We start from the raw sequence: 23,391 nt of genomic DNA, 5'->3' as shown, positions 1-23,391 counted from the left end.
CCGGCTTCATGCGCGCTCCTTCATGCGCGGATCGAGCACGTCGCGCAGCCAGTCCCCGAGGAAAATGACGCCCAGTACGGTGACCGTGATGGCGATGCCGGGGAACGTCGCCACCCACCAGCTCGTCGCCACATACGATCGGCCGTCGCTGAGCATGCCGCCCCAGGATACGTCCGGCGAGGTGATCCCGAGCCCGAGGAAGCTGAGCGACGCCTCCAGGATGATGGTCGTAGCGACGCTCATGCCGGAGATGACGATGAAGGAGGAGATGATGTTGGGCAGGATATGCTTATACAGTATGCGTCCGCTGCGCGCGCCTACCGCCTGCGCAGCCTTGACGAAATCGCGTTCCTTGATGCTGAGCACCTCGCCGCGCACGACGCGGGCATACGGCACCCAGTTGGTGAAGCCGATGACGAAGATCAGCGTCGTCAGCCCCGGCCCGACGACCGCGAGGACGACGAGCATCAGCAGGATCGTCGGAATGGCGAGGAAGGCGTCCGCCACGCGCATGATCAGCGCATTGATCCAGCCTCCGAAGTAGCCGGAGACGAGGCCGAGCACGGCGCCCACCGCGCCGGACACGAGCACCGCGCCGATGCCGACGAGCAGCGAGACCTGGGCGCCGTAGACAATGCGGCTGAGGATGTCGCGGCCGAGATTGTCCGTGCCCAGCAGATGGCCGGGCAGGCCGCCCTCCATCCAGACCGGGGGCTTGAGCCGCTGCAGCGGCTCGACATCCGCCGGGTCGTGCGGCGCGAGCAGCGGCGCCAGCGCCGCGAGCAGCACGACTGTTACTACGATGAGCGCTCCGACCGCTCCGGTCTTGCTGCGGATCAGGCTGCGGAGCAGCCGCGTCCAGCTGCCCGGCTTGCGCCGCGCGGCCGCCGCGACGCGCACGTCGGCCGGGCCGGCGTCGTTCGTCGAATCTGCAGGGTGTGCCATCGCGTGTCCTCCTGTCGTTAGCTGTATTTGATCCGCGGGTCGAGCAGGCGGTACACGATATCCGTCAGCAGATTGCCGAGGATGACGATGATGGCGATCACGAAGACCGCCGCCTGGACGATCGCCATGTCATGATTGTTGACCGAGGTCACGAGCAGCTGCCCGAGCCCCGGCCAGGCGAATACCGTCTCGGTGATGAGCGTGCCCCCGATCAGGCTGGTGAATTGCAGCGTCAGGATCGTGACGACCGGGATGAGTCCGTTGCGGAAGGCATGCGAGCCGACGACGACGAGCTCGCTCAGCCCCTTGCTCCGTGCGGTGCGGATATAGTCCTGGCTGAGAATCTCCAGCATGCTGGAGCGGATCAGCCGCGTCATCTGCGCGGCCAGTCCGACGCCCAGGGTGACGGCCGGCAGGATGAGATGATCGAAGCCGCCGCGGCCCGATACCGGGAAGTAGCCGAGATAGACCGAGAACAGCAGGATCAGCATGATGCCCATCCAGAAGTTCGGCATCGCCTTGCCGATGACCGAGACGCCGGAGATCAGCAGGTCCAGCACCGTGTTGCGCTTGACGGCCGAGAGGATGCCCAGCGGCACGGCGAGCAGCACGGCGAGCGCCATCGCGGCCGCCGCCAGCTCGAAGCTGGCGGGCAGCCGCTCCAGCACGAGCGGCAGCGATGACTGTCCGTAGTGGAACGAAGTCCCGAAGTCGCCCTGCAGCGCGTCGGCCAGGAAGATGCCGTACTGCACGAGCAGCGGCTTGTCCAGGCCGAGCGCCGCGGTCAGCGCCACCCGATCCGCCTCGGAGGCGGATTCGGGCAGCATCAGCGCGACCGGGTCGCCGGTGACGCGCACCAGGATGAAGACGATGAGCGAGATCAGCAGCAGGACAGGGATCATTTGAAGCAGCGACTTTACAATATATCTAGCCAACGCGCAGCCCTCCCTGCTTATTCCGCGGAGGTAATCTCCTCCGCGTAGAACATTTCATCGATGCGCGGGTCGAAGTTTACCGCGTCGCGCTTGCCGTAGATGCCTTCCATCTGGAACAGGTAGACGGCCGGACGCTCCTCCGCGAATATTTGCTGGACCTCCTGATACTGCTCGGTACGCGAAGCCTCGTCCATGTTCTGCAGCGCGTCCTGCAGCAGCTCCTCGACGCGCGAATTGTCGTAATCCGTCTCGCCCGTATTGCGCTCGACGGTGAAGCGATTGTAGTTGTTCGACGCATCGAACAGCGAGTTGCCGATGCCGATCATGAAGAGGTCGCCGAAGGTCCGGGAGCTGAGCTTCTCGCTGAAGGCGCTCGATTCCAGGATTTCCAGATTGACTTCGAAGTAAGCGTCCGTCAGCATCGCCGCGACGACCTCGGCGTATTCCTTGTATTGCGACTGTGCGGACAGGCTGACGACGGCCGGATTGTCTGCGCTGTAGCCGGCTTCCTCCATCAGCTGCTTGGCGCGGTCGGCATCGTAGAGGGTCTGCTCGTACAGACTCGGGTCGGCTCCGAAGTTACCGGGCGTCACCGATGTGCGGGTCACGGTGCCTGCGCCGCCGGCGATGCTGTCGACAATGCCTTGCTTGTCAATGGCCAGATCGAGCGCTTCGCGCACCTTCGGATCTGCCGTCGGAGAACCTTCAGTGTGACGCAGGATGACCTGCAGCACGCGCTGGATCGGCGAGCTGACGATCGAGGTGCCTTCGCTCAGGTCGATCCGCGGGATGTCCGTGGACGGGACGTTGGCGATAATATCGACCCCGCCGGTCAGCAGCTCGGATACGCGGGTCGACGTCTCCGGGATCGCGCGGAACACGACCTTGTCCCATTGCGGCTCGCCGCCGAAATAATCGTCGTTTTTGACCAGCTCTACGCGGTCGTCCTTGGCCCAGCTGCCGTACTTGTACGGCCCCGTGCCGACCGGCGCCGCCAGGAAGGCGTCGATGCCGTTCTCTTCGATATACTTCGAGGGCAGCATGCCCGCGCCCATTCGCGACAAGCGATTCAGCAGGATCGGATCGGGATTGATCGTATGAATCTCGACGTGGGTATCGTCGATGATGGTCACTTCTTCGATGTTATTGTACAGGGAATGCTGCTTCAGCGCCTCATCGGTAGCAATCCGCTCCAGCGTGTACTTGACGTCGGCTGCGGTGAAGGGATCGCCATTGTGGAAGGTGACGTCGTCGCGCAGCTCGAATGCCCACGTCGTATCGTCGACGCGCTCCCATGAGGTCGCCAGATTCGGCTCGAGCTCCATGTCGGCACCCCGCTGAATCAGATAGTCGTACATGTTGACGAGCACCGATTCGCTGACCGTCGTATTGTTGTTATGGAAGTCAAAGCTCTGAATGTCCGCCGGATTGGCGATCGTCAGCACACGCTCCTGTCCTTCTTGTGCGGCGCCGTCATTTTGCCCGGCGTTGGCATTTGCATTGGAATTCGTGTTGCCCTCGTTGTTGGTGTCGTTTGCAGCATTGCCGCAGCCTGCGAGCACGAGCAGCAGGGCAAGCAGCAGGACAGATCCTTTTACCAGTCGATTGTGCTTCATTGCGTGTCATCTCCCTTTTTTGGATTGAGGTATTCGAGCGCGGCCGTCGCGAGCAGCGCGCTGCCGATCGGCAGCGCCTGCTCGTCGAGATCGAACATCGGATGATGCAGCGGGTACGACGTCTCGGCCGAGCCGCTGCTCGTGCCGAGCCGAATGAACGCGCCCGGGATGCGCTCCGTGTAGAAGGCGAAATCCTCGCCCCCGGTGGACGGGGTCATCGCGCTCCACGGCTTGCCGCCGACGAGCCGCTCGGTCGCGCGGGCCATCAGATCGATCATCGCGCCGTCATTGGTCACGACGGGATAATTGTGATGGTAATCCAGCGTGTGCGAAGCGCCGAAGGCCGCGGTAAGATGATCGAGCGCGCGCTCGACGAGCTGCGGCATCCGCTCCCGGACATGCGGCGCCAGCGTGCGCACCGTGCCGTGGAGCACCACCTCCGGTGCGATCGAAGAGCCCATGTATCCGCCCGAGATCTTGCCGATGGTGAGCACAGCCGTCTCGAGCGGATCGATCATCCGGCTCACCACCTGCTGCAGGCCGGTGATGACCTGGCCGGCTACCGCGATCGCATCGATCGCTTCATGCGGTCGCGCCGCGTGCCCGCCTTGGCCGTGAATCCGGATGACGAAGTCGTCGACGGACGCATGAGCGACGCCCTTGACCATCGCGAACGATCCGGTGCGCAAGCCGGGATAGACGTGGAGCCCGACAATGGCGTCGACTCGGGGGCGATCCAGCACGCCGTCTGCGATCATTGCGGCCGCTCCTGCCAGCCCCTCTTCCGCCGGCTGAAAGATGAATTTGATGTTGCCGCGCGCCGGCGGCCCCATATCCCGGAGCAGCTGTGCCGCGCCCATCAGCATCGTCGTGTGGGCGTCGTGGCCGCATAGATGCGCCTTGCCCGCCACGCCGGAGCCGTAGTCGACGCTTTTGGCGTCCTGGATCGGAAGGGCGTCCATGTCGGCGCGCAGCGCGATGGTCGGACCGGGGCTCGTCCCCTCCAGCAGTCCGACGACACCGGTGCGGCCGATGCCCTCGGCGACCTGCAGGCCGAGCCCGTGCAGATGCTCCGCGACGACGTTCGCCGTCCGCACTTCCTCGAATCCGATCTCCGGGTGGCGGTGCAGATCGCGCCGCCACCGGACGAGCTGGGGCGCGAGGCGCTTGGCCTGCTCCAATAGGTGCTCAACTGTCAAACGGGTGTTCCTCCTTCGCTGTCGCTCTCGGTGAATACGCGGGCGTGAATGGCCTCCAGCGATTGCCCGATATGCGCCTTCATGATGTCGTAAGACTGCTGCGCTTGCCGACCTGCGAGCGCCTCGAAAAGCTTGCGGTGATGGTCGACGTTGACGACCCGGACGTCCGGGTTATACGGCATCAAATCGAGCGCGCGGTTGATGCGCGTCCGAATGCGACGGACCGACCGTTCAATGTGCGAGTTGCCGGACGCCTTGGCAATCAGCAGATGGAACTTGACGTCCAGTGCGCGGAACAGCTCGCGCGAACAATCGTCCGCCATGCTCTTGTCCAGATAGCCCTCGAGCTCGCGCAGTTGCTCGGGAGCGATTCGCTTCGCGGCATAATAGGCGGCCTCCGGTTCGATAATGAGCCGGAATTCGGACAGCTCGACCATGTCGTGCCAGTCGCTCTTAATCTCCTCGCGCGTCCGGCGATGGGCATGCATCGTGACCGGCAGCACGAACGTCCCGCCTTTGGCGCCGAGTCTTTTTTCCACAAGTCCCTTCTGCTCCAGATGGGCCAGCGCTTCTCGCACGGCGAGCCGGCTGGCGTTGAAGATTTCCGCCAGCTCGCGCTCGGTCGGCAACTGCTCCTCGGACATCAGCTCTTTGAGAATGATGGCTTCTTCCAATTGCTCCAATATAAAATCGCTCACTTTTTTAGAGCTGACTTGCTCGAATTGCAGCGGGAAAAGCTGTGGCATTCCTTTCACCCCTTTAAAAGTCCGTTACTAAGATTTAAGGTCTAAACCTTATACCTTTGAACCATATGCTCACTATACCGACTTTGTCGAAACGTGTCAACATAAATCACACTTCTTTTTTATGGATAGCGCTTTCTATGTCATGTTACCTTACACATACTAGATAAAAACGTAAGAAAAAAGCGCGTTCGTCTGAAGTTGCTCAAACGAACGCGCCAAATTGCACAGGTGCAACTCGCGCTCCGGCTCGGCCGGAAGCGAACGAAGATGTCGGGCGGCGGCACGGCGCGTCAACCGGCCGCAGGTCGATCCAGCCGATAGAGCCGGCGATAATGCGCGCTGGATTGCAGCAATTGGCGATGCGTGCCGCGCAGCGTGATCGCACCCTCGTCGATAAAGACGATCTCATCCATCGCCTCCATACCGGTCAGGTGGTGCGTCACCCAGATCAGCGTCCGCCCCTCCAGCGCCTGCAGCAGGGTCCGCAGCAGCGCCTGCTCCGTCCGCGGGTCCAGCCCCACGGCAGGCTCGTCGAGCAGCACGATCGGGCGGTCGAGCAGGATCACGCGAGCGAGCGCAATCCGCTGCCGCTCTCCTCCGGAGAAGCGGCGCCCGCCCTCCAGCACCCGCGTGCGCAGCCCCATCGGCAGCGATTCGACCAGCGGCTCCAGACCGGCGAGGCGTACCGCGCGCATCACCGCGGCATCGTCGGCCTCCGGCCGGCCGATCCGAATGTTGGCAGCCAGCGTCGTATCGAACAGGTGCGGCTGCTGCCCGAGCACTGCACAGTGCGCCTGGCTGTCAGCGCCCGCCCAGAGGGGATGTCCGCCGAGCAGCGCTCGTCCGGCAGTCGGGGCCAGCTCTCCCTGCAGCAGGCTGAGCAGCGTCGATTTGCCGGCCCCGCTGCGCCCGAGCACGGCGATGCGCTTGCCTGGCGGCGCATGCAGCTCGAGGTCTCGCAGCGTATCGCCCGTCTCGCCCGGGTAGCGATAGCACACGCGCTCGAGCCGCAGCTCGCAGGGGTGCCCGGCCGCATGCCCGTCGACCTCGTGCCCGGCCAGCGCCGCATCCGCTGCGGCTGCCTCTGCAGCGCTGCGCGCATCGTCGGCAGCCAGACGCTCGCCCTCCAGCTCCGTATCGCGCAGCCTGCGCAATGCCGCGGCATCGTCGGTCACACGCGCCGTAGCGTCGCCGCTGCGAATCAGCGCCTCCAGCAGCGGCATGCCTGCCAGCGCGATCGCTGCGATCCAGGTCGGCCCGATGGCGCCCTGCTGCGCTAGTCCGCCGGCCCAGAGGCTGAGCAGGATGATCGCCACGCCGCTCAGGCACTGCGACAGCCAGTGCATCCGCCAGGCCCGGCGGCGCAAGCCGCCCTCCAATGCCGCCGCATGTCGCCGCTGCTCGGCGAAGCGCGCCAACCATTCGCGCGTGCGGCCGCTCAGCATCCAATCCTGCATCCCGAACACCGCATCCGTCAATTCGGTATACGCGCGCCGCCTGGCCTGTCTGGCCCGTCTGCGCCGCTCCCTCCCGCCGAGCAGCGCGAGCGCCGGCGCGCCCAGCAGCAGATAGCCGGCATAGCATGCCATGAACACCGCAAATCCGGGGTCCAGGCGGCCGATGGCTGCAATCCCGACCGTATACGCCGCAGCCGCAATCAACGCGGGCAGAGCGAAGCGCAGCAGCAGCTGCTGCACGCGCTCGATATCCTCGGCCATCAAGCCGAGCATGTCGCCGGTCCGCACCCGACTGCGCGGTCGCGCAGCGAGCGGCTCCACCAGACGGTACAAGCGGCCGCGCAGCGACGAGAGCACGCGCAGCGCCGCGCTGTGCCCGGCCAACCGCTCGAGGTATTGCATCACCGCCTTGCCAAAGCCGAACGTCCGTACCAGCACGATCGGCACATAGACCATGAGCACATTCTCCGGGCGCAGCGCCGAGCTGGAGATCAGATGTCCGGAGGTATAGAGCAGCGCGGCCGCGCAGAGCAGCGCGCCCAGTCCGAGCAGCGCTGCCAGCGCCAGCTTGGCGGTGCTGCCGCGCCGGGCGGCGCGGGTCTGGCTCGCCGCCCGGCCGCTACCGCGCCTGCCTGTCGATGTGAATGTCATCGCGGCCTTCCTCCTCCCGATTCGTCAGCATGCTGTAATATCGCCCACGCCGCTCCAGCAGCTGCGCAGGGGTGCCGGCCTCGACCAGCCGGCCCCGCTCCATCACCCAGACCCAGTCCATGTCCGCCATCCAGTGCAGGCGATGCGTGGCGATGAACATCCGCTTGCCGTGCAGCGCCTGCAGGATGGTCGCCTTCAGCTCCCACTCGGTCTCGATATCCAGATGAGCGGTCGGCTCGTCAAGCAGCACGGTGGAGCGGCCTCCGACCAGCGCCCGCGCGAGCGCGACGCGCTGAGCCTGACCGCCGCTGAGCGCGCGGCCGCCCTCCCCGATCCGCGCCTCCAGTCCGTCCGGCAGCTGACGCAGCAGCGGCCCCAGGTTGGCCGCTTCGATCGCCGCCCGCACCTCCTCGTCCTGTGCCTCGGGCGCATAGAAGCGGACATTGTCCGCGAGCGTACGGGCGAACAGATAGGGCTGCTGGGGAATGTAAGCGATCCGACGCTGCCAGCTCTCCACCTCGCTGATCCCCGGCGTCCGGCCATCGAGACGCAGCTCGCCGCGATCCGGGCGGACGAAGCCGCTCAGCACATCCAGCAGCGTCGACTTGCCGGATCCGCTCGCGCCGACGATCCCGATCCGCAGCGCCTGCGGCGGCAGCTCGGCCCGAATGCCCGTCAGTCGCGGCCCGTCCTCGCCGTCGACGCCGACGTCGTGCAGCGAAGGCAGATCGGGGAGGACGCCGCGGTCGACGCGGGCCGGCGGCACGACGAACGGCCGGATCGGGGAGCGGGCGCGGACGCCGCAGGCGTCTGCGCCTACAGGCGATGCGGACGCAGGCGTCTCCCCCTCCCGTTCGTCTGAGAGCGGCACGCCGGGGCGGCCGTCCTGGTCGGATGCGCCGCCTCCCGGCCGCCGTCGTTCGTCCAATATGCGCCTCGCGTCGGCCCAGGCCTCCTTGCCGTCCAGCGAAGCGTGATAGTCGGTCCCCAGCATCCGCACCGGTACGAACACCTCCGGCGCCAGGACCAGCACCGCCAGCGCGCGCTCGAGCCCGATCGCGCCGTCGATCAAGCGCAGTCCCAATCCGACGGCTACAAACGCAACTGCCAGCATGCTGAAAAAATCGAGCGTAAAGGAAGAAAGAAAAGCGACCCTCAGCAGCCGCATCGTCGCTCCCCGGTGCTGCTCGCTGACCGCCTCCACCGTCCGGCCGTGGGCGCGGCTGCGGCCGAGCTCGCGCAAGGTGCGCAGGCCGCGCAGCGCGTCTGTGAAATGATGCGCTAGCAGCCGATGCGATTGCCACTGGCGGTCTGCCTGACGTCTGGCCGCCAGTCCCATGAGTATAAAGAAAGCGATCAGCACCGGCAGCGAGACGGCCAAAATGAGCGCGGATACCGCATCGAGCCATGCGACGGCCGCGATCAGCAGCGTCGTCCCCACCGCCATGCCGATGACGCGCGGGATCGCCAGCTCCAGATAGACGCGCACACGGTCGATCCCGTCCATCGCCAGCGTCACCAGCCGGCCGCTGCCCTCTCGGGCGGCGGCGACCGGGCCCATGTGGAAGAAGGTCTCCGTCAACCGGACCCGCAGCGCCTCTGCCGTCCGCTCGGCGAAGCGGTCAGCGGTGCGCCGCTCCAGCCAGATCAAGGTATGGCGGACGCACCACCCCCCGCCGAACAATGCCAGCCCTAAGGCGGCCTCGGCGCCTGTACCGCCATGGAACAACGTCGCGACCGCCGCGGCCAGCCCGAGCGCCTGCAGCATGACCGCTCCGGCCTGCAGTGTCGTCAGCAGCCCCAGCCGCAGCAGCAGACCGCGGAAGCCCGGCAGCTCCAGCCATGCCCGGTCCATGATCAGTACTCCAGATGATCGCCGGGGCGCAGCCGCTTGTGAAAGACGACATAGCTCCAGGCTTGGTAGCCCAGCACGAACGGCAGCAGGCAGGCGGCGACGATTGTCATCGCGGTCAAGGTATAGCTGCCGGAGGCGGCATTGTAGATCGTCAAGTCGTACGCCGCATCAAGCGAGCTGACCATCACGCGCGGGAAGAGGCCGGCGAACAGTGCTACGCAGCCGAGCGCGATCGTCGCGCCGCTCATGGCGAAGGCGAGTCCCTCGCGGCCGCCCCGGTTCCAATAGGCAGCCAGCGCATAGGCAGCCGCGCCGAGCGCGAGCACCAGCCCGAGCCACAGCCCGCGCCGCTCGAACAGGTCGGTGGACAGCCACGTGGCGACGGCGAACGCCGCCAGCAGCGCGCCCTGCCACGGCATCCAGCGCAGCGCCATGCGGCGCGAACGCTCGCGCAGCTCGCCGGTGGTGCGCAGCGCCAGGAAGTGCAGGCCGTGCAGCAGACAGAGCCCGGTGAGCGTGAGGCCGCCCAGCACCGTATAGACGTTGACGATATCGCTCCACCCGGCGGCCATCTCCATATCCGCGCCGATCGGCACGCCGGCGGCGGCCCCGGCCAGCGCCATGCCCAGCAGCAGCGGCGGAGCCGTGCTGCCGATGAGGATCGCGCCGTCCCAGATTCGCCGCCAGCGGGGGGCCTCCAGCTTGCTGCGGAATTCGAACGCGACGCCGCGGCCGATCAAGGCCAGCAGCACGAGCGCGAACAGCAGATAGTAGCCGCTGAACATCGTCGCATACCAATGCGGGAACGCAGCGAGCATCGCTCCGGCCGCCGTGATCAGCCACACCTCGTTGGCATCCCAGAACGGACCGATCGTATTGAGCATAATGCGCCTGTCGGTGTCGCTTTTCGCCAGCAGCCTCGTCGCCATTCCCACGCCGAAGTCGAAGCCCTCCAGGAAGAAAAATCCGGTAAACAATACGGCAATCAACACAAACCACAGCTCATTCAGCGACAAGGCCGTCGCCTCCTTTCGATTCATACGGATCAATCGCCGCAGGCGCTTCCGGCGCCTCCGGGGCCGGCCCTTGGCGCGCCACGCGAACGAACAGGTACGCCTGCACGCCCAGCAGAATGGTATAGATGCCGGTAAACGCGAGCAGAGTGAACCAGACCTCGCCGGCGCTCACGCTCGGCGATACGGAATCGCTCGTCGTCAGCAAGCCGAAGACCGTCCACGGCTGGCGGCCGATCTCGGTCATGATCCAGCCCGCCGTATTGGCGACGAAAGGCAAGGCGATCGCCGGCACGAGCAGCAGCAGGAAGCGCCGGTTCCCCTCCGCCAGCCGTCTGCGCAGCATCAGATAGACGCCGTACAGGCCGAGCACGATCATCGCGCTGCCGCAGCCGACCATGATGCGGAAGCTCCAGAACGTCGTGCGCACGGGCGGGATATAATCGCCGGGGCCGTAGACGGTCTCGTATTCGGCCTGCAGCTCCTTCATGCCCGGCACCGATCCGGAGAACCGGCTGTAGCTGAGAAAGCTGAGCAAGTAGGGCACCTTCAGCTCATAAGCGTTGGCCTGAAGCTCGGGATCGATCCCCGCGATGATCGTCCATGGCGCCGGGTCCTCGCTGCGCTCCCACAGGCCCTCGCTGGCCGCCATCTTCATCGGCTGCGTGTCGACGAGATACTGGGCCTGCCCATGCCCGAACTGGGCGATTGCTGCCGAAGCGATCAGCGCCGTCACCAGTCCGATGCGCAGCGACGAGACGAACAGCGGCTTATCCGCATGGGCGTCCGTATGCGCTTTGCCGCGCTGCAGCTGCAGCAGCTTCCAGGCGCTGATGCCGGTGACGAGGAAGGCGCCCGTCGCAATTGCGGCAGCCAGCGTATGCGGAAACTCCCACAGTAGTTGGCCGTTCGTGAGCAGCGCGCCCAGATCGGTCATCTGGGCGCGGCCGTCGACGATCGCATAGCCGACCGGCCGTTGCATGAACGAATTGGCGGCCAGAATCCAGAGCGCCGAGAGCATCGTCCCGATCGCGACGAGCCACATGCAGGCCAGGTGGACTTTTTTCGGCAGGCGCTCCCAGCCGAACACCCAGAGCCCGATGAAGGTCGATTCCAGGAAAAAGGCGAGCAGCGCTTCAATCGCCAGCGGCGCGCCGAATACATCGCCTACAAACCGCGAAAAATCGGACCAGTTCATTCCGAATTGAAATTCCTGCAAAATGCCCGTGACGATGCCGACGGCAAAGTTGATGATCAAAAAGGTCCCCCAAAACTTGGCCATTCGCTTGTACATCTCGTCCTTGCGCGTCACATACAACGTCTCCATAATGGCCACGAGCAGCGACAAGCCGATTGAAATCGGCACGAATACAAAGTGAAAAATTGTAGTCGTCGCAAATTGCAGCCTAGCCAAATCCAGTACATCCATCGCGTCCACCCTCTCTGTCCTGTGCCCGCTCAATTAGTTGTGAATGATTTCACTTATTATTGTGAAATTAATCACAATAAAACGTGAAAGTATTCACAATATTTATTGGCCGCGGGCTCGGTTTCGATATGCTCTTATTATATCGCCTTCCGAAGACCGCGCATATCCGCTCGCCCCGCAGTTCGTGAAATTCAAATGGCGTTTCGTTGACAACTTTGTGAAAAATAACACAAAGTCCCCTCCTATGCATATACCGAATCATCGTCGACTTGTCCGAACGCACCTTGTATCTGCTCGACGGAGACCTCGTCGTGCGCGCCTTCCCCGTCGCCATCGGCAAAATGCTGACTCGCACGCCGACCGGGGAATTCACCATCATCAACAAAGAGCCGAATCCGGGCGGCCCGTTCGGCGTCTTTTGGATCGGATTGTCGTAGCCGCACTACGGCATTCACGGCACAAACGAGCCTGCATCGATCGGGCGAGCCGTCTCGCACGGCTGCATCCGCATGTACACTGCGGACGTGCTGGAGCTCGCCGCGCTCGTGCCGATCGGCACCCGTGTGACGATCCGTCCGTGACGTACCGCTCATCCGTTGCCGGACTGGCGTTCCTTGCCGTTCGACATATAGCTTCGCACTTGATTGCGCCCGCCCCGCTTCGCTGCATAGAGCGCTTCGTCCGCCTCGCGCAGCAACTCCGTCAGCTCTGCCGATTCGAGCCGCGACTCGGTCACGCCAAAGCTGGCGGTCGCAACGATCGGACCTTCGGAGGACTGCAGCGGGTCCGCCTCCAGCGCAGCCCGTATGCGCTCCGCCTCCTCCTCGGCCGCGTATACCGTGCAATCGGGCAAGGCAATGACGAATTCCTCGCCCCCGAAGCGCGCGAACGGCAGCCCGGGCGGGAGCAACTGGCGGGCGATCGTCACGACATGCACGATGGCGGAGTCGCCAGTCTCATGGCCGTACTTGTCGTTAATGGACTTGAAGTGATCAATGTCGAACAAAATCAGCGCGAGCGGGCGGCCGCGTTGCCAGCAATCTTGCAGCAGCTCGCGGGCGATGTGGATAAAATGCATGCGATTCAGCAAATTCGTCATACCGTCGTAGTAGGCCAACTGGTGAAGCTGCTCTTGCAGCAGACGCTGCTCCGTGACGTCAATAAACATTAACAGACTGCCGACCGGTTCGCCGTCCTTGCCCCGAATGAGAGAGGAGCGGACCTGATAGCAGCAATTGCGACCGTCCGCCACCCATGGCAGCTCCTTCTGCTCGCCGTCGCGCAAGCCGCGCACCGGGAAAACGACGCCCGTCAATTGTTGCCACGCTTCGTCGAGCGTCAAGCCGAGCATGTCGGTAGACAGACCCGGCAGCATGCGGCTCACCGCGCCGTTGAAGTCCACGAGCTTACGCTCCGGGCTCAGTACAATGACGCCTTCGCGCATGCTCTCGAACAGGTGCTCCTTGGCGATCGGCACGATGGTCAGCATGCGCGTGGAGAATAGCACCCAGATGTACAACGCCGAGGAGATCGACAGCACCATCGGGACCGGGTCCATGCCGTAAGGGGTGATGCCCATCAAGTACACAAAAGCGGCGGTGATCGGTATCATTTGTCCGACGATAAACGTCGCCAGTTGCAGACGATGCCGCTTGTGCGTGCGCGGCCAACGCCTGATCAGCAGCACCGCTGCCGCGAACATACTGCCGAACGTATACGCGCCATGCACGATATACCATTCCCCGATGACGATGTCCACGGTCGGGAACGGCGAATCCGGACGCCAATAAATGTCTTTGTAAAATAAATGATGCCAATCGTTGGTCGCGACCATGAATAGTGTAATCACCGGAATAATCAGTAAAATGACGACCAAACGCGGCGTAATCGTTTTGCCGATGTAACGCATGACCAGCAGCAAGCCAAGTGCCGGCGCCCCGGCAATGCCAATGTATTCGATCACGCCCCAAAATTTGATTTGATCCAGCGTATCGCTGGTCATTTCGAAAGAAACGGCGAAAATGTAAATGGCCTGGACCGCGGTATATGGGATGAAAATGCGGGCGCCCGGCAGTTCATTGCGCTGCAGCAGCGCATACATAAACAAAAAGATCATCATCACGCCTGAAGTGGTGACCAGTGTAATCAGCATTGTCAATGAAGGTTGCATAAATCCCCTCTTTAGCTCGTGTGTGAAACGGCGTCGCCAACCGCGTGAAGCATGCTAAATGACGGCGCGCCATGACAGTATCGTATCATAAGCTGGCTAACGCAGGAAGAGTCAGCGCGCGGAAGCAGGCGTTCGCTTGGACAGGCTCCCGCGCTGCACCCGTCGCAGTCGAATCAAAAACCCGATCGCGGCGAAGGTCAGCCCGATCGTAATGCCGATCCAAAAGCCTCTCGGCCCCCATGCGGTATATGCCGCCAGCGCATAACCTGCCGGGAAACCAATTACCCAATACGCAACCAGCGCGATCACGAACGGCACACGCACGTCCTTGTATCCCCGCAGCACACCTTGCAGAGATACCTGGGCGGCATCGGACAATTGATACACAATGGCAATGGTCAAAAACGATGCCGCAAGCCCAACCACGTCCGGATCCGGCGAGTACATCCGTGCGATCGGCACGCGGAGTACATAAAGGCCGGCCGCGCTCACGGCCAGAAAAGCGACACAGCCGAGCACGCCGAGCAAGGCGTATTGCCGTGCGGCCGCCTCTCTGGCCGCGCCTACCGAATAGCCGACGACGATGGTCAGAGCCATCGCCATACTGAGCGGCACCATGAAGATCAGCGACGTAAAGTTGAGTGCGACTTGATGCGCCGCCACCGTCTCGGTCGTGAACATCATACCCATCATCAGCGTCACGACAGAAAAAATACCGGTCTCAAAAAAAATCGACAAGCCGATCGGCAGACCCACGGTCAACAGCGCCCGCCACTCCTTCCAAGACGGGACAGTCCACTGCGCAAGCGCCGCATAGCCGCGTATTGCCTTGAAGCGGAAGGTCACAGCCACGCTAAGCGCCAGCACCAGCCAGTAGGTGATGCCGGTGGCATATCCGGCTCCGACGCCGCCGAGCGCCGGCAAGCCGAAATGGCCGAAGATCAGTCCGTAATTGAGCAGCACATTCATCGGAATCGCGCTCAGCATAATGAACATCGTCAAGTGCGTATGTCCGTGCGCATCGAAAAAATAACGCAGCACATTGGCGGCAAAAAGCGGCACAATGCCGACAGCCAGTCCGACCAAATAATGAAAGGCAATCGATTCGACGGCAGGGTCGACGCCCATTGCAGCGAGCAGCGGCCCCAATGCAACTGCGCCGCATCCGATGACCAATAGCGCCAGCGCAACGGCTACGTAAATCGCCTGGTTCACGGTACGGCCGATCAGGCCGGTCCGACCGGCGCCGATCTGCTGCGCCACAATCGGCGATACGGCCATCAGCACGCCCCCCACCCCAGTGAAGATCGGGGTCCAAAGACCGCTGCCGATCGCGACGCCGGCCAGATCGTTCGTGCCGACGCGGCCGGTCATGATCGTGTCGACCAAATTCATGCCGATCAGGCTAACCTGCGTTACGGCGATCGGCCAAGCCAGCTTCAGCAGCAGCGCGAGCTTCCCCTTCCATGTCGTTTCGTGGTGCATCCGCTCTCCTCCTACTTAAACACTTCTATACGCTAACATGCAAGCAACCGCTTCAAGCCGGCTTGTTCCTTGCAAGGACTCATAATTTAATGCTATTAACTATTAATGTCGAAACGTGTAGAAAATCCGCAGTGATGCTAAAATAAATCAAATTAATGCCGACAATCATTAACCTCATTAAATGAATTTATCCGATCATGACCTTTTCTTCAGGCAGCCTGAACTTTGCGTCCACTTGATGGCGGTAAAGCGCGAAAGCTAGCGTGAGCGGCCCGAGACGTCCGATATACATCGTCAAAATCACAATCCATTTGCCGACAGGCGACAAATCGGCGGTCAGGCCCATCGACATGCCCACGGTACCGAAGGCCGAGGTCGCTTCAAAAAGCACTTCCATGAAATCCTTTTGCTGGCTGTGCTCGGTAATGGTCAGTAAAAAAGCGGACGTCAGTACGATTCCGAGGGACACGACCGTCACGGCCAGCGCCCGCATGATCATGCTGACGGGCAGTCTTCTATTCATCAGCTGCACGTCGGAGCGGCCCCGTATCGTGGCGCGAAGCGTGGCGACGAGAACGGCAAATGTCGTCGTCTTGATCCCGCCTCCTGTGGAGCCGGACGATGCGCCGATGAACATCAAGAAGATCATAAAAAACTGGGACGCGGTCATCATCGAGGCGACGTCGATGCTGTTGAAGCCGGCAGTACGTGTCACGACGCCCTGAAAAAAGGCGGTCCAAAGCCGATCATTCCAGCTCATCCCGCCCAAAGTCTCGGGATTGAACACTTCGATCAGGAGGATGCCCGCAAAGCCGGCGCAGCAAAGTAGCCCGCTCGTCGCCAGCACGACTCTGGCATGAAGCGAAAGCTTGCGCCAGCTCCTGCTTCGCCAAAGTTCCAGAATGACGAGGAAGCCAAGCCCCCCCGCAATAAACAGCCCGCAAATGACAACATTGACGACCGGATCGCCGGCATAGCCGGTCAAGCTGTCCGGCCATAGCGCAAAGCCGGCATTATTAAAGGCCGAGATCGCATGAAAGGCGCCGTAGTAGGCGGCCTGGCCGAGCCCCATCTCGCCTGACCAGCGCAGCGTCAATACGAGCGCGCCGGCCGACTCGATCAGCAGCGCGATAAACGCTATGGCAAGCGACAGCCGCACCACGCCCTGGGTAGAGAGCGCGCCGGTCGATTGCTGCAGCAGCAAGCGGTCCTTGAGCCCGATCCTGCGCCCGACCAATACGGCGATCACGACCCCGTAGGTCATGAAGCCGAGGCCGCCGAGTTGAATTAAAAACAAGATGACCAATTGACCGAACAGCGTAAAGTCAGAGCCCGTATCCAATACGACCAGCCCCGTCACGCTGACGGCGGACGCCGCTGTAAACACGGCGTCGACAAATGCGATCGGCCTGCCCGAGGCCGCTGCCGCCGGCAGCGCGAGCAGCACCGCTCCGATCAAGAGCGGCAACGCGAATCCCGTCAACAAAATGCGTGAAGGGGTAAAGGTCAGACTATGCTTTTGCAGACGCCGCCGCAGTTGCTTGGGCCCCATTCCATCATCTCCTTTTGCATTAACGTTATATCACACCTGAACGCCGCTTTGCCAGCTTCTTTCCGCACTTTACTTTTAAAACAAAGTGGCGTAATATTATTCGCGATATCAATATAATTGCAAATCGCTTAATCCCCATCAGGGGGAACGGGGGAACCAACCGAGACGACAAGCCGAGCAACGGCGGCTTGACAAGTTTCGTTTAAAAGCCGCAAGGCTTTAGGGGTGTATCCTCTCCGCGCCTACCGGAGAGGACGGATACTCTCAGGTCCGAATCCGACAGCTAACCTCGTCAGCGTGCATGGGAGATGAAACCTCCGGTTGCGCATGGTGCCGTGTCGGCACCTTCGAGACCCGGCGGCAGAATTTCTCTGCTGCCGGGTCTTTTGCATGGAATCCGGATATGATCAGAATGGGAGATGCGCAATGAAAAACAGCAAGGAAAAATTACTGGTATGCGTCTATTATGGGCCCAACGGCGAGCGGTTGATTCGGCGCGGCGCCGAATTGGCGCGCATGATGGGCTGTCCGCTAGATGTCGTGAACGTCGTTCCGGGCGCGTCCGGCGAGCTGGATTTTGAGATGGAGCGATTCGCCAGCCACTGGCAGACCTGCTGCAGCGAGCTGGGCGCGGACTACCTCTCCGAGCCCGCAGGCTCGCGAGACCGCGCCGAGGCGATCGCCGAGGTGGCGCGCAAGCGCGGCGCGACGCAGATCGTGATCGGTCAATCCGGCCAGACGCGCTGGCAGGAGATCACGCAGGGCTCGTTCATCAACGAGCTGCTCGGCGAGATCGGCAATATCGATCTGCATGTCGTGGCCGTGCAGCGGATGGACGACAAGCTCTACGATTCGCACGAGCACGGGGTGCCGGTGTTTGTCGTGCACGAAGCGAGCAACTTCCGGATTGCGGGAGCGGAAGGCGCGGCCAGACAGATCGCCGAAGGCGTGTTTTTTCGCGAGCGCAATACCGACTTTGACAATGGCGTGCTGCGCGTCGCTGCGAAGGACGGCATACGCTATCTCGATGTCGACCAGGGCATTGTAGACGATCCGCCGGCAGATTGGGCAGCCGAGAGGACGTGAGGCCATGAAAAAGCAATTCATCGTCATCGGGCTCGGCCGCTTCGGCTCCAGCCTGACGCAGACTCTGATTGCAAACGGACACGAGGTGCTTGCCGTCGACAAGGACGAGCAGCTCGTCCAAGACATGGCGGCGATTGCCACCCATGCCCTTCAGGCCGACTGCACGGACGAGGCCGTCCTGCGCGAGCTTGGCGCCCGTAATTTTACGCATGCGGTCGTGTCCATCGGCGAAGATATGCAAGCCAGCATCCTGGCGACACTGCTGCTCAAGGAGATCGGAGTGCCCAAGGTCACCGCCAAAGCCCGCAACCAGCGGCATGGCAGTGTGCTGCGCAAGGTCGGCGCCGATTACGTGGTCTACCCCGAGCGCGATATGGCGACCCGGCTCGGCCACCAGCTCAGCTCCAACAATCTGATCGATTACATCGAGCTTTCGCCGGATTACAATCTGGTCGAGATTCACGCGCCGGAAGCGATGAACGGGCGGAGTCTGCAGGAGCTGAACATTCGTGCCAATTATGGCTGCACGATTATCGCCATCAAGACCGGCGATCAAATGAACGTCTCGCCCAAAGCGGAGGATGCGATCCGTACGGGCGATATTTTGCTGATGATCGGCAGCAATGACGACATCCGAGACCTGGAGGAAGACTTTGAGCGCTAACCGCGAACACCATACACGCTTGCGTCCCGATCTGCGCGAGCTGCTGGAGCGAATCATCGAGCGCCTGAAAAACAACACGAGTCCGCCGCAGCTCGTGCTGTTCGTCTTCTTTGTCCTGATCTGGATCGGCGCAGTGCTGCTCACACTCCCTGCGGCCTCCGCCAGCGGGAAGTCGATCGGATTGCTGGACGCGTTGTTCACAGCCACATCGGCCGTCTGCGTCAACGGTCTGATCGTCGTCGATACCGGCAGCGTTTTTTCGACGTTTGGCCAAGTGGTCATCATGCTGCTGATCCAGATCGGGGGACTCGGCTTCATGACCTTCGGCGTCGTCGTCGCGATCGTCCTCGGCAAGCGCATCGGACTGAAGCAGCGCCTGATCATCCAGCAGACGACCCAGTCGTCGACCGCACAAGGATTGGTTAAGCTTTCCATCTATATGGTGGTCATTGCGCTTTCCTTCGAGCTGCTGGCCACGGCAATCCTGACGCTGCGTTGGCAGGATGAGATGGGCCCCGGACAAGCGCTTTACTACGGCTTGTTCCACGCCGTGTCGGCGTTCAATAATGCCGGCTTTGCCCTCTGGTCCGATTCACTCACCCCGCATGTCGGCGATCCTGTCGTGAATCTGACGATCATTGTGTTGTTTGTCATCGGCGGCCTGGGCTATATTGTCGTGCTTGAGTTGTTCCGCAAGCGCTCGTGGCGCAAGCTCTCCCTTCATTCCAAGATCGTCCTGCTGTCGAGCGGCGTGCTATCCGTTGTCGGCTTCATCTTTTTGCTGCTCATTGAGAGCTGGAATCCGGCGACCTTTGGCGGATTGAATTTTGGCGAGCGCATGATGGCCGCCCTGTTTCAAGGCATGGCGCCGCGCAGCGCCGGCTTCAATACGATTGACATCGCAAGCATGCTGCAGACCTCGCAGTTTTTGATCATTATCCTGATGTTCATCGGCGCGGCTTCCGGCGGAACCGGAGGCGGCATCAAAATAAATACGTTCGTCGTGCTGGTACTGGCGACACTGCAGACGTTCCGCGGGGGCGGACAAGTGCATGCCTTCGGACGCCGGGTCGACAGCGCGGCCGTCTTGCGCGCGCTTGCGGTCACGATGAGCTCGCTTGCCTTCGTACTCGTCACGGCTCTGCTCCTGACCGTATCCGAAGGCATGCTCAAGGAGCACTTCCTGGAGGTGCTGTTCGAAGCAACCTCCGCGTTCAGCACGACCGGCTTGTCGATGGGCTTGACGAGCGACCTGTCACCCGCCGGCAAGGTCATCCTCACGTTTGCGATGTATCTTGGCCGGCTTGGCCCGCTGACGCTCGCCTTTGCGCTGGCGCAAAAAAAACGCACGTCCAAAATTGGCTACCCCGAGGACAACGTGCTGATCGGGTAATGGATCGGATGAGCCGTTACGCCCCTTCCATTAGCTGCTCGTTCCAGCTAGGGCAGGTGACCGAACACGCTATATACGCCGCAGCCGTCCCCCACGGCCTTGCGGCGATTTTTTTGTTTTTTTTTTTATGAATTATAAATGTTATTATTCATATATTCATAAAATAATATTGGAGGAACGCTCCGATGCCGAAAAAATTTGATTTGCAAACGCGTGAAACCGTTCGCGCCCAGTTGATGCAGGCCGGGCGGGAGCAATTTGCCCGTTACGGGCTGCAAAAAACGAATGTGGCGGAGCTGGCCAAAGCTTCCGCTATTGCCGCCGGCACCTTTTACGCTTTTTTTCCGTCGAAGGAGGCGCTCTATTTTGAATTGCTGGAGGAAGAAGAACGCCGGATCCGCAAGCAGCTGTATCGTCTGGCCGAGGCCTCCCCGCCGACGGCAGCGTCGTTCCGGCAGTTTTTTCGGGACGCCTTTCGATTGTTGCGCGAGAGTCCCTTCATTCGCCAGACGCTCGACGCCGCACAGCTCGCTGCGCTCGTGCGCAAGCTGCCGGCCGAGCGGCTCGCCCGCAACGCAGAGCAGGACAATATTGCCCTGCTGCCGCTGCTGGGACGCTGGCAGGATGCCGGCGTGCTGCGCCCGGCGCCCGGCGAGCTGATCGTCAGCGCGATGCGCGCCCTGCTGCTGCTCGCCTTGCACGAAGTCGAGATCGGCGAGCTGCAGTATGAAGCGACGATGCAGCTCTTGATCGATTCCGTATCGGATGGGCTGTTGCGCAATGAAGGAGCGCGTACGCCATGATTGTAGAAGCACGCGAGCTGACCTACCAATACGCCGGCCGCGTCGAACCCACGCTGGGTGGATTGACCCTGCGCATTGCCCGGGGCGAAATCTTCGGCCTGCTCGGACCTTCCGGGTCGGGCAAGAGCACCCTGCTGAACGTATTGACCGGCCGACTTAAGCGCTATACAGGCACAGTAAACGTGCTGGGTTGGGAAGCGGCGGCAGCGGGCCCCGGCTTTTACGAACGCATCGGCGTCGGCTTTGAGTCGCCAGGCTTTTACGAGCGTTTTACCGCGCTCGACAACCTGCGCCACTTTCGCCGCCTGTACAGCTCATCTGCGACCGATCCGGAACGTCTGCTGCGTGAGCTCGGCCTGGCAGAATCCGCACAACTGAAGGCCGAGCAGCTGTCCAAAGGGATGCGGATGCGTCTGGGCGTATGCCGGGCACTGCTCGGCGATCCGCAGCTGCTGCTGCTTGACGAGCCGACCTCGGGACTTGATCCCAAGAGCGAAGAGCGGTTGCGGCAGGTGCTAGAGGGCCGTCGTGCGGCCGGCATGACCATTGTGTTGACGACGCATAACATGAAGGCCGCGGTGCAGCTCTGCGACCGGATCGGCTTTCTCGTTGACGGCCGCATGCAGTTGATCGATACCCCGCAGGCGGTGATGCAAAGGTACGGCGAACGGATACTCCGGGTGGAGCATGCCGAGTCCGAGGACGGCGCATGTCAGGTCGAGCGATTTGCTTTGGACGGAATCGGCGCCAACGCCCGTTTTCAGCAGCTGCTGCAGAGCGGGCGCATCATGGCCATGCATACGGAGGAAGCGACGCTGGAGCAGGTTTTTGGCAGCATTGCCGGGAGGGTAATCCAATGAGGCTGTGGCAGCTCGTGCGCTTCGATCTGCGTTATCTGTGGCGGCATCGCGCCTACGCCGTCTATATTCCCGTCTGCGCCGCCTACATCGCGCTGCTGGCGGCGCTGCCGGAGGACTGGCGGCAGCGCGTGCTCGTGCTGCTGACGCTATCGGACCCGGCGGCGATCGGATTGCTGCTGGCGGGCGCGATCACGCTCCTGGAGCGCCATCAGGGCGTATGGGACGGCTTGTTCGCCACCCCTGTGCGGCTGGCCGAATACGTGCTCGCGCGCTGTCTTGCGCTCGGCTGTCTGTCCGTGGCGGCTGCATGGACCATTCACCTGCCGTCGGCAGGCTGGCCCGCCTCCCCGCTGCAGTTCACCTTGGGAACGGCGCTCAGCTCGGTGTTCTTCAGCCTGCTCGGCCTGGCGGCCGCCGCGCGCTGCAGGACAATCAACGGCCTGCTGCTGCTGGTGCAGCTGTACGCACTCCCCTTCACCCTGCCGCTCTTGGCCTACGTCGGCTGGCTGGAGAGCCCGCTCTTGCAGCTGCTGCCCACCGCGGGCGCGCTCCTCCTGCTGGACGGCGCCCAGGAGCGTGTCGAGTGGGCGCATGCCGCCGGTGCTATCGGGCTGCTCGCCATCTGGATCGGGGCGGCAAGCTGGCATGTCCTGTGGCTGCTGCGGCGCACGGTGCGGGTCTATGACGGGGGCGCCGCGCATGAATAGGTTCAATGCCTTGCTGCGACTGGATCTGCGCCGTCTCGTTCACGATCCGATGCTGCTGCTCGTCGTGCTCGGGCCGCTACTGCTCATCGCCGCATTGCGCTGGGGGTGGCCGCCGCTGAGCGACTGGCTCGCACTGCGCAGCGGCCTGGAGCTGGCCGCATACACGGACCTGCTGGCCGCATTGACGATGCTCGTCGTGCCGCAGCTTGCCGGCATCGCCTCCGGTCTGCTCGTGCTCGACGAGCGCGATGCCGGACTGCTGGCCATCTATGCGGTCACCCCGCTGCGCAGCTCCGGTTATTGGGGCTACCGCCTGCTGCTGCCGAGCGCGATCGCCCTCGGGATGAGCGGTCTGTTTCTCGTCGGCTCGAATCTGTTCGCGCCGGACCTGCGGCTTGGAGCCGTGCTCGTCCTGCTTGCGGCCCAGGCGCCGATCTATGCGATGGCGCTGGTCGCCTTGTCTGCGAACAAGGTGGAGGGGCTGGCGCTGTCCAAGCTCGTCTCGCTCACGGTACTGGCTGCGCCGATTGCCTACTGGGTGCCGATGCCCTGGCAGCTGCTCGCCGCTCCCCTCCCCGGCTATTGGCCGGCCATGCTGGTGCTGGACCATGCGCCGGCCGGCAGCACAGTGATTGGAAGCATGGCGACCGGAAGCGCGGCGACCGGAAGCACGACGATTGGAAGCATGGCGACCGGAAGCGCGGCGACTGCGAGGACGGCGCTCTGGCTGCTTTGCGCCGTCGCAATCCACGGCGGGCATCTCTGGTTCTGGCTGCGGCGCTGCAAGCGCAAGCTGGAGCTGTGAAGCTTGCGCATTTAATGGTG

Annotated in this window: 19 protein-coding genes, 1 pseudogene and 1 riboswitch; of the genes and pseudogenes, 8 read left to right on the top strand and 12 right to left on the bottom strand. The window is 62.5% G+C overall.

Going from position 1 to position 23,391, the window contains the following annotated elements:
• Nucleotides 1–6 precede the first annotated feature (6 nt).
• From IDH44_RS09305 to IDH44_RS09265, 9 genes are all read right to left on the bottom strand, one after another.
• A complete protein-coding gene (locus IDH44_RS09305) occupies nucleotides 7–945 on the bottom strand; it encodes an ABC transporter permease (RefSeq protein ID WP_190916947.1) in 939 nt (312 codons plus the stop codon).
• 17 nt (nucleotides 946–962) lie between these two features.
• Nucleotides 963–1,880: an ABC transporter permease gene (locus IDH44_RS09300; RefSeq protein ID WP_190916944.1), complete on the bottom strand. Its 918-nt coding sequence runs from the start codon at nucleotides 1,878–1,880 to the stop codon at nucleotides 963–965.
• 17 nt (nucleotides 1,881–1,897) lie between these two features.
• Nucleotides 1,898–3,496 (bottom strand): ABC transporter substrate-binding protein, encoded by a 1,599-nt coding sequence (locus IDH44_RS09295; RefSeq protein WP_190916942.1) that lies wholly within the window; start codon nucleotides 3,494–3,496, stop codon nucleotides 1,898–1,900.
• Nucleotides 3,493–4,695 (bottom strand): M20 metallopeptidase family protein, encoded by a 1,203-nt coding sequence (locus tag IDH44_RS09290; protein ID WP_190916940.1) that lies wholly within the window; start codon nucleotides 4,693–4,695, stop codon nucleotides 3,493–3,495. Before IDH44_RS09290 ends, IDH44_RS09295 begins: the two co-directional genes overlap by 4 nt.
• Nucleotides 4,692–5,441 (bottom strand): FadR/GntR family transcriptional regulator, encoded by a 750-nt coding sequence (locus tag IDH44_RS09285; RefSeq protein WP_190916938.1) that lies wholly within the window; start codon nucleotides 5,439–5,441, stop codon nucleotides 4,692–4,694. The genes IDH44_RS09290 and IDH44_RS09285 overlap by 4 nt, the downstream gene beginning before the upstream one ends.
• Nucleotides 5,442–5,731: 290 nt before the next feature.
• Nucleotides 5,732–7,549 (bottom strand): thiol reductant ABC exporter subunit CydC, encoded by a 1,818-nt coding sequence (gene cydC, locus IDH44_RS09280; protein ID WP_190916937.1) that lies wholly within the window; start codon nucleotides 7,547–7,549, stop codon nucleotides 5,732–5,734.
• A complete protein-coding gene (cydD, locus tag IDH44_RS09275; protein ID WP_190916935.1) occupies nucleotides 7,518–9,404 on the bottom strand; it encodes a thiol reductant ABC exporter subunit CydD in 1,887 nt (628 codons plus the stop codon). The genes cydC and cydD overlap by 32 nt, the downstream gene beginning before the upstream one ends.
• Nucleotides 9,405–9,406: 2 nt before the next feature.
• Nucleotides 9,407–10,420 (bottom strand): cytochrome d ubiquinol oxidase subunit II, encoded by a 1,014-nt coding sequence (gene cydB, locus IDH44_RS09270; RefSeq protein ID WP_190916932.1) that lies wholly within the window; start codon nucleotides 10,418–10,420, stop codon nucleotides 9,407–9,409.
• Entirely contained in the window at nucleotides 10,407–11,846 is a 1,440-nt protein-coding gene (locus tag IDH44_RS09265) for a cytochrome ubiquinol oxidase subunit I (protein ID WP_190916930.1), read from the bottom strand. Before IDH44_RS09265 ends, cydB begins: the two co-directional genes overlap by 14 nt.
• Nucleotides 11,847–12,094: 248 nt before the next feature.
• Here IDH44_RS09265 and IDH44_RS09260 point away from each other — a divergent pair.
• Nucleotides 12,095–12,427 (top strand): annotated as a pseudogene (locus IDH44_RS09260) (L,D-transpeptidase).
• A gap of 8 nt (nucleotides 12,428–12,435) precedes the next feature.
• Here the strand turns inward: IDH44_RS09260 and IDH44_RS09255 are convergent.
• From IDH44_RS09255 to IDH44_RS09245, 3 genes are all read right to left on the bottom strand, one after another.
• Nucleotides 12,436–14,016, bottom strand: a complete 1,581-nt coding sequence (locus tag IDH44_RS09255) for a histidine kinase N-terminal 7TM domain-containing diguanylate cyclase (RefSeq protein ID WP_190916927.1) — start codon at nucleotides 14,014–14,016, stop codon at nucleotides 12,436–12,438.
• Between the two features lie 111 nt (nucleotides 14,017–14,127).
• Complete coding sequence (locus tag IDH44_RS09250) at nucleotides 14,128–15,501, bottom strand: MATE family efflux transporter (RefSeq protein WP_190916925.1); 1,374 nt, start codon at nucleotides 15,499–15,501, stop codon at nucleotides 14,128–14,130.
• Nucleotides 15,502–15,688: 187 nt separating this feature from the next.
• On the bottom strand, nucleotides 15,689–17,053 hold the full coding sequence (locus IDH44_RS09245; RefSeq protein ID WP_190916923.1) for a TrkH family potassium uptake protein: 1,365 nt from the start codon (nucleotides 17,051–17,053) through the stop codon (nucleotides 15,689–15,691).
• A gap of 115 nt (nucleotides 17,054–17,168) precedes the next feature.
• A riboswitch (cyclic di-AMP (ydaO/yuaA leader) is annotated at nucleotides 17,169–17,366 on the top strand.
• A 113-nt stretch (nucleotides 17,367–17,479) separates the two neighbouring features.
• On the opposite strand from IDH44_RS09245, the gene IDH44_RS09240 reads away from it, so the two are divergent.
• From IDH44_RS09240 to IDH44_RS09210, 7 genes are all read left to right on the top strand, one after another.
• On the top strand, nucleotides 17,480–18,139 hold the full coding sequence (locus IDH44_RS09240) for an adenine nucleotide alpha hydrolase family protein (protein WP_190916921.1): 660 nt from the start codon (nucleotides 17,480–17,482) through the stop codon (nucleotides 18,137–18,139).
• Nucleotides 18,140–18,143: 4 nt separating this feature from the next.
• Nucleotides 18,144–18,803: a potassium channel family protein gene (locus IDH44_RS09235; protein ID WP_190916919.1), complete on the top strand. Its 660-nt coding sequence runs from the start codon at nucleotides 18,144–18,146 to the stop codon at nucleotides 18,801–18,803.
• A 19-nt stretch (nucleotides 18,804–18,822) separates the two neighbouring features.
• The gene (locus IDH44_RS09230) at nucleotides 18,823–20,196 is read left to right on the top strand and encodes a TrkH family potassium uptake protein (RefSeq protein ID WP_397326760.1); all 1,374 of its coding nucleotides are present in this window, start codon (nucleotides 18,823–18,825) and stop codon (nucleotides 20,194–20,196) included.
• 185 nt (nucleotides 20,197–20,381) lie between these two features.
• Nucleotides 20,382–20,999 (top strand): TetR/AcrR family transcriptional regulator, encoded by a 618-nt coding sequence (locus IDH44_RS09225; RefSeq protein WP_190916915.1) that lies wholly within the window; start codon nucleotides 20,382–20,384, stop codon nucleotides 20,997–20,999.
• Complete coding sequence (locus tag IDH44_RS09220) at nucleotides 20,996–21,859, top strand: ABC transporter ATP-binding protein (RefSeq protein ID WP_223869509.1); 864 nt, start codon at nucleotides 20,996–20,998, stop codon at nucleotides 21,857–21,859. The genes IDH44_RS09225 and IDH44_RS09220 overlap by 4 nt, the downstream gene beginning before the upstream one ends.
• Complete coding sequence (locus IDH44_RS09215; protein WP_190916913.1) at nucleotides 21,856–22,566, top strand: fluoroquinolone export ABC transporter permease subunit; 711 nt, start codon at nucleotides 21,856–21,858, stop codon at nucleotides 22,564–22,566. The genes IDH44_RS09220 and IDH44_RS09215 overlap by 4 nt, the downstream gene beginning before the upstream one ends.
• A complete protein-coding gene (locus tag IDH44_RS09210) occupies nucleotides 22,559–23,371 on the top strand; it encodes a hypothetical protein (protein WP_190916911.1) in 813 nt (270 codons plus the stop codon). Before IDH44_RS09215 ends, IDH44_RS09210 begins: the two co-directional genes overlap by 8 nt.
• Nucleotides 23,372–23,391: the final 20 nt, after the last annotated feature.

Origin of the sequence: Paenibacillus sabuli (genome assembly GCF_014705605.1) — a bacterium.
GTDB lineage: Bacteria > Bacillota > Bacilli > Paenibacillales > Paenibacillaceae > Paenibacillus_D > Paenibacillus_D sabuli.
This window is presented reverse-complemented; position numbering and strand designations above follow the sequence as displayed.

What these genes read in the sequence shown, in the direction of transcription:
- IDH44_RS09210 (WP_190916911.1), top strand. Translation starts at nt 22,559, where the DNA reads ATGAATAGGTTCAATGCCTTGCTGCGACTGGATCTGCGCCGTCTCGTT.
- IDH44_RS09295 (WP_190916942.1), bottom strand. Translation starts at nt 3,496, where the DNA reads ATGAAGCACAATCGACTGGTAAAAGGATCTGTCCTGCTGCTTGCCCTG.
- IDH44_RS09235 (WP_190916919.1), top strand. Translation starts at nt 18,144, where the DNA reads ATGAAAAAGCAATTCATCGTCATCGGGCTCGGCCGCTTCGGCTCCAGC.
- IDH44_RS09250 (WP_190916925.1), bottom strand. Translation starts at nt 15,501, where the DNA reads ATGCACCACGAAACGACATGGAAGGGGAAGCTCGCGCTGCTGCTGAAG.
- IDH44_RS09285 (WP_190916938.1), bottom strand. Translation starts at nt 5,441, where the DNA reads ATGCCACAGCTTTTCCCGCTGCAATTCGAGCAAGTCAGCTCTAAAAAA.
- IDH44_RS09220 (WP_223869509.1), top strand. Translation starts at nt 20,996, where the DNA reads ATGATTGTAGAAGCACGCGAGCTGACCTACCAATACGCCGGCCGCGTC.
- IDH44_RS09255 (WP_190916927.1), bottom strand. Translation starts at nt 14,016, where the DNA reads ATGCAACCTTCATTGACAATGCTGATTACACTGGTCACCACTTCAGGC.
- IDH44_RS09240 (WP_190916921.1), top strand. Translation starts at nt 17,480, where the DNA reads ATGAAAAACAGCAAGGAAAAATTACTGGTATGCGTCTATTATGGGCCC.
- IDH44_RS09215 (WP_190916913.1), top strand. Translation starts at nt 21,856, where the DNA reads ATGAGGCTGTGGCAGCTCGTGCGCTTCGATCTGCGTTATCTGTGGCGG.
- cydC (WP_190916937.1), bottom strand. Translation starts at nt 7,549, where the DNA reads ATGACATTCACATCGACAGGCAGGCGCGGTAGCGGCCGGGCGGCGAGC.
- IDH44_RS09245 (WP_190916923.1), bottom strand. Translation starts at nt 17,053, where the DNA reads ATGGGGCCCAAGCAACTGCGGCGGCGTCTGCAAAAGCATAGTCTGACC.
- IDH44_RS09225 (WP_190916915.1), top strand. Translation starts at nt 20,382, where the DNA reads ATGCCGAAAAAATTTGATTTGCAAACGCGTGAAACCGTTCGCGCCCAG.
- cydD (WP_190916935.1), bottom strand. Translation starts at nt 9,404, where the DNA reads ATGGACCGGGCATGGCTGGAGCTGCCGGGCTTCCGCGGTCTGCTGCTG.
- IDH44_RS09265 (WP_190916930.1), bottom strand. Translation starts at nt 11,846, where the DNA reads ATGGATGTACTGGATTTGGCTAGGCTGCAATTTGCGACGACTACAATT.
- IDH44_RS09305 (WP_190916947.1), bottom strand. Translation starts at nt 945, where the DNA reads ATGGCACACCCTGCAGATTCGACGAACGACGCCGGCCCGGCCGACGTG.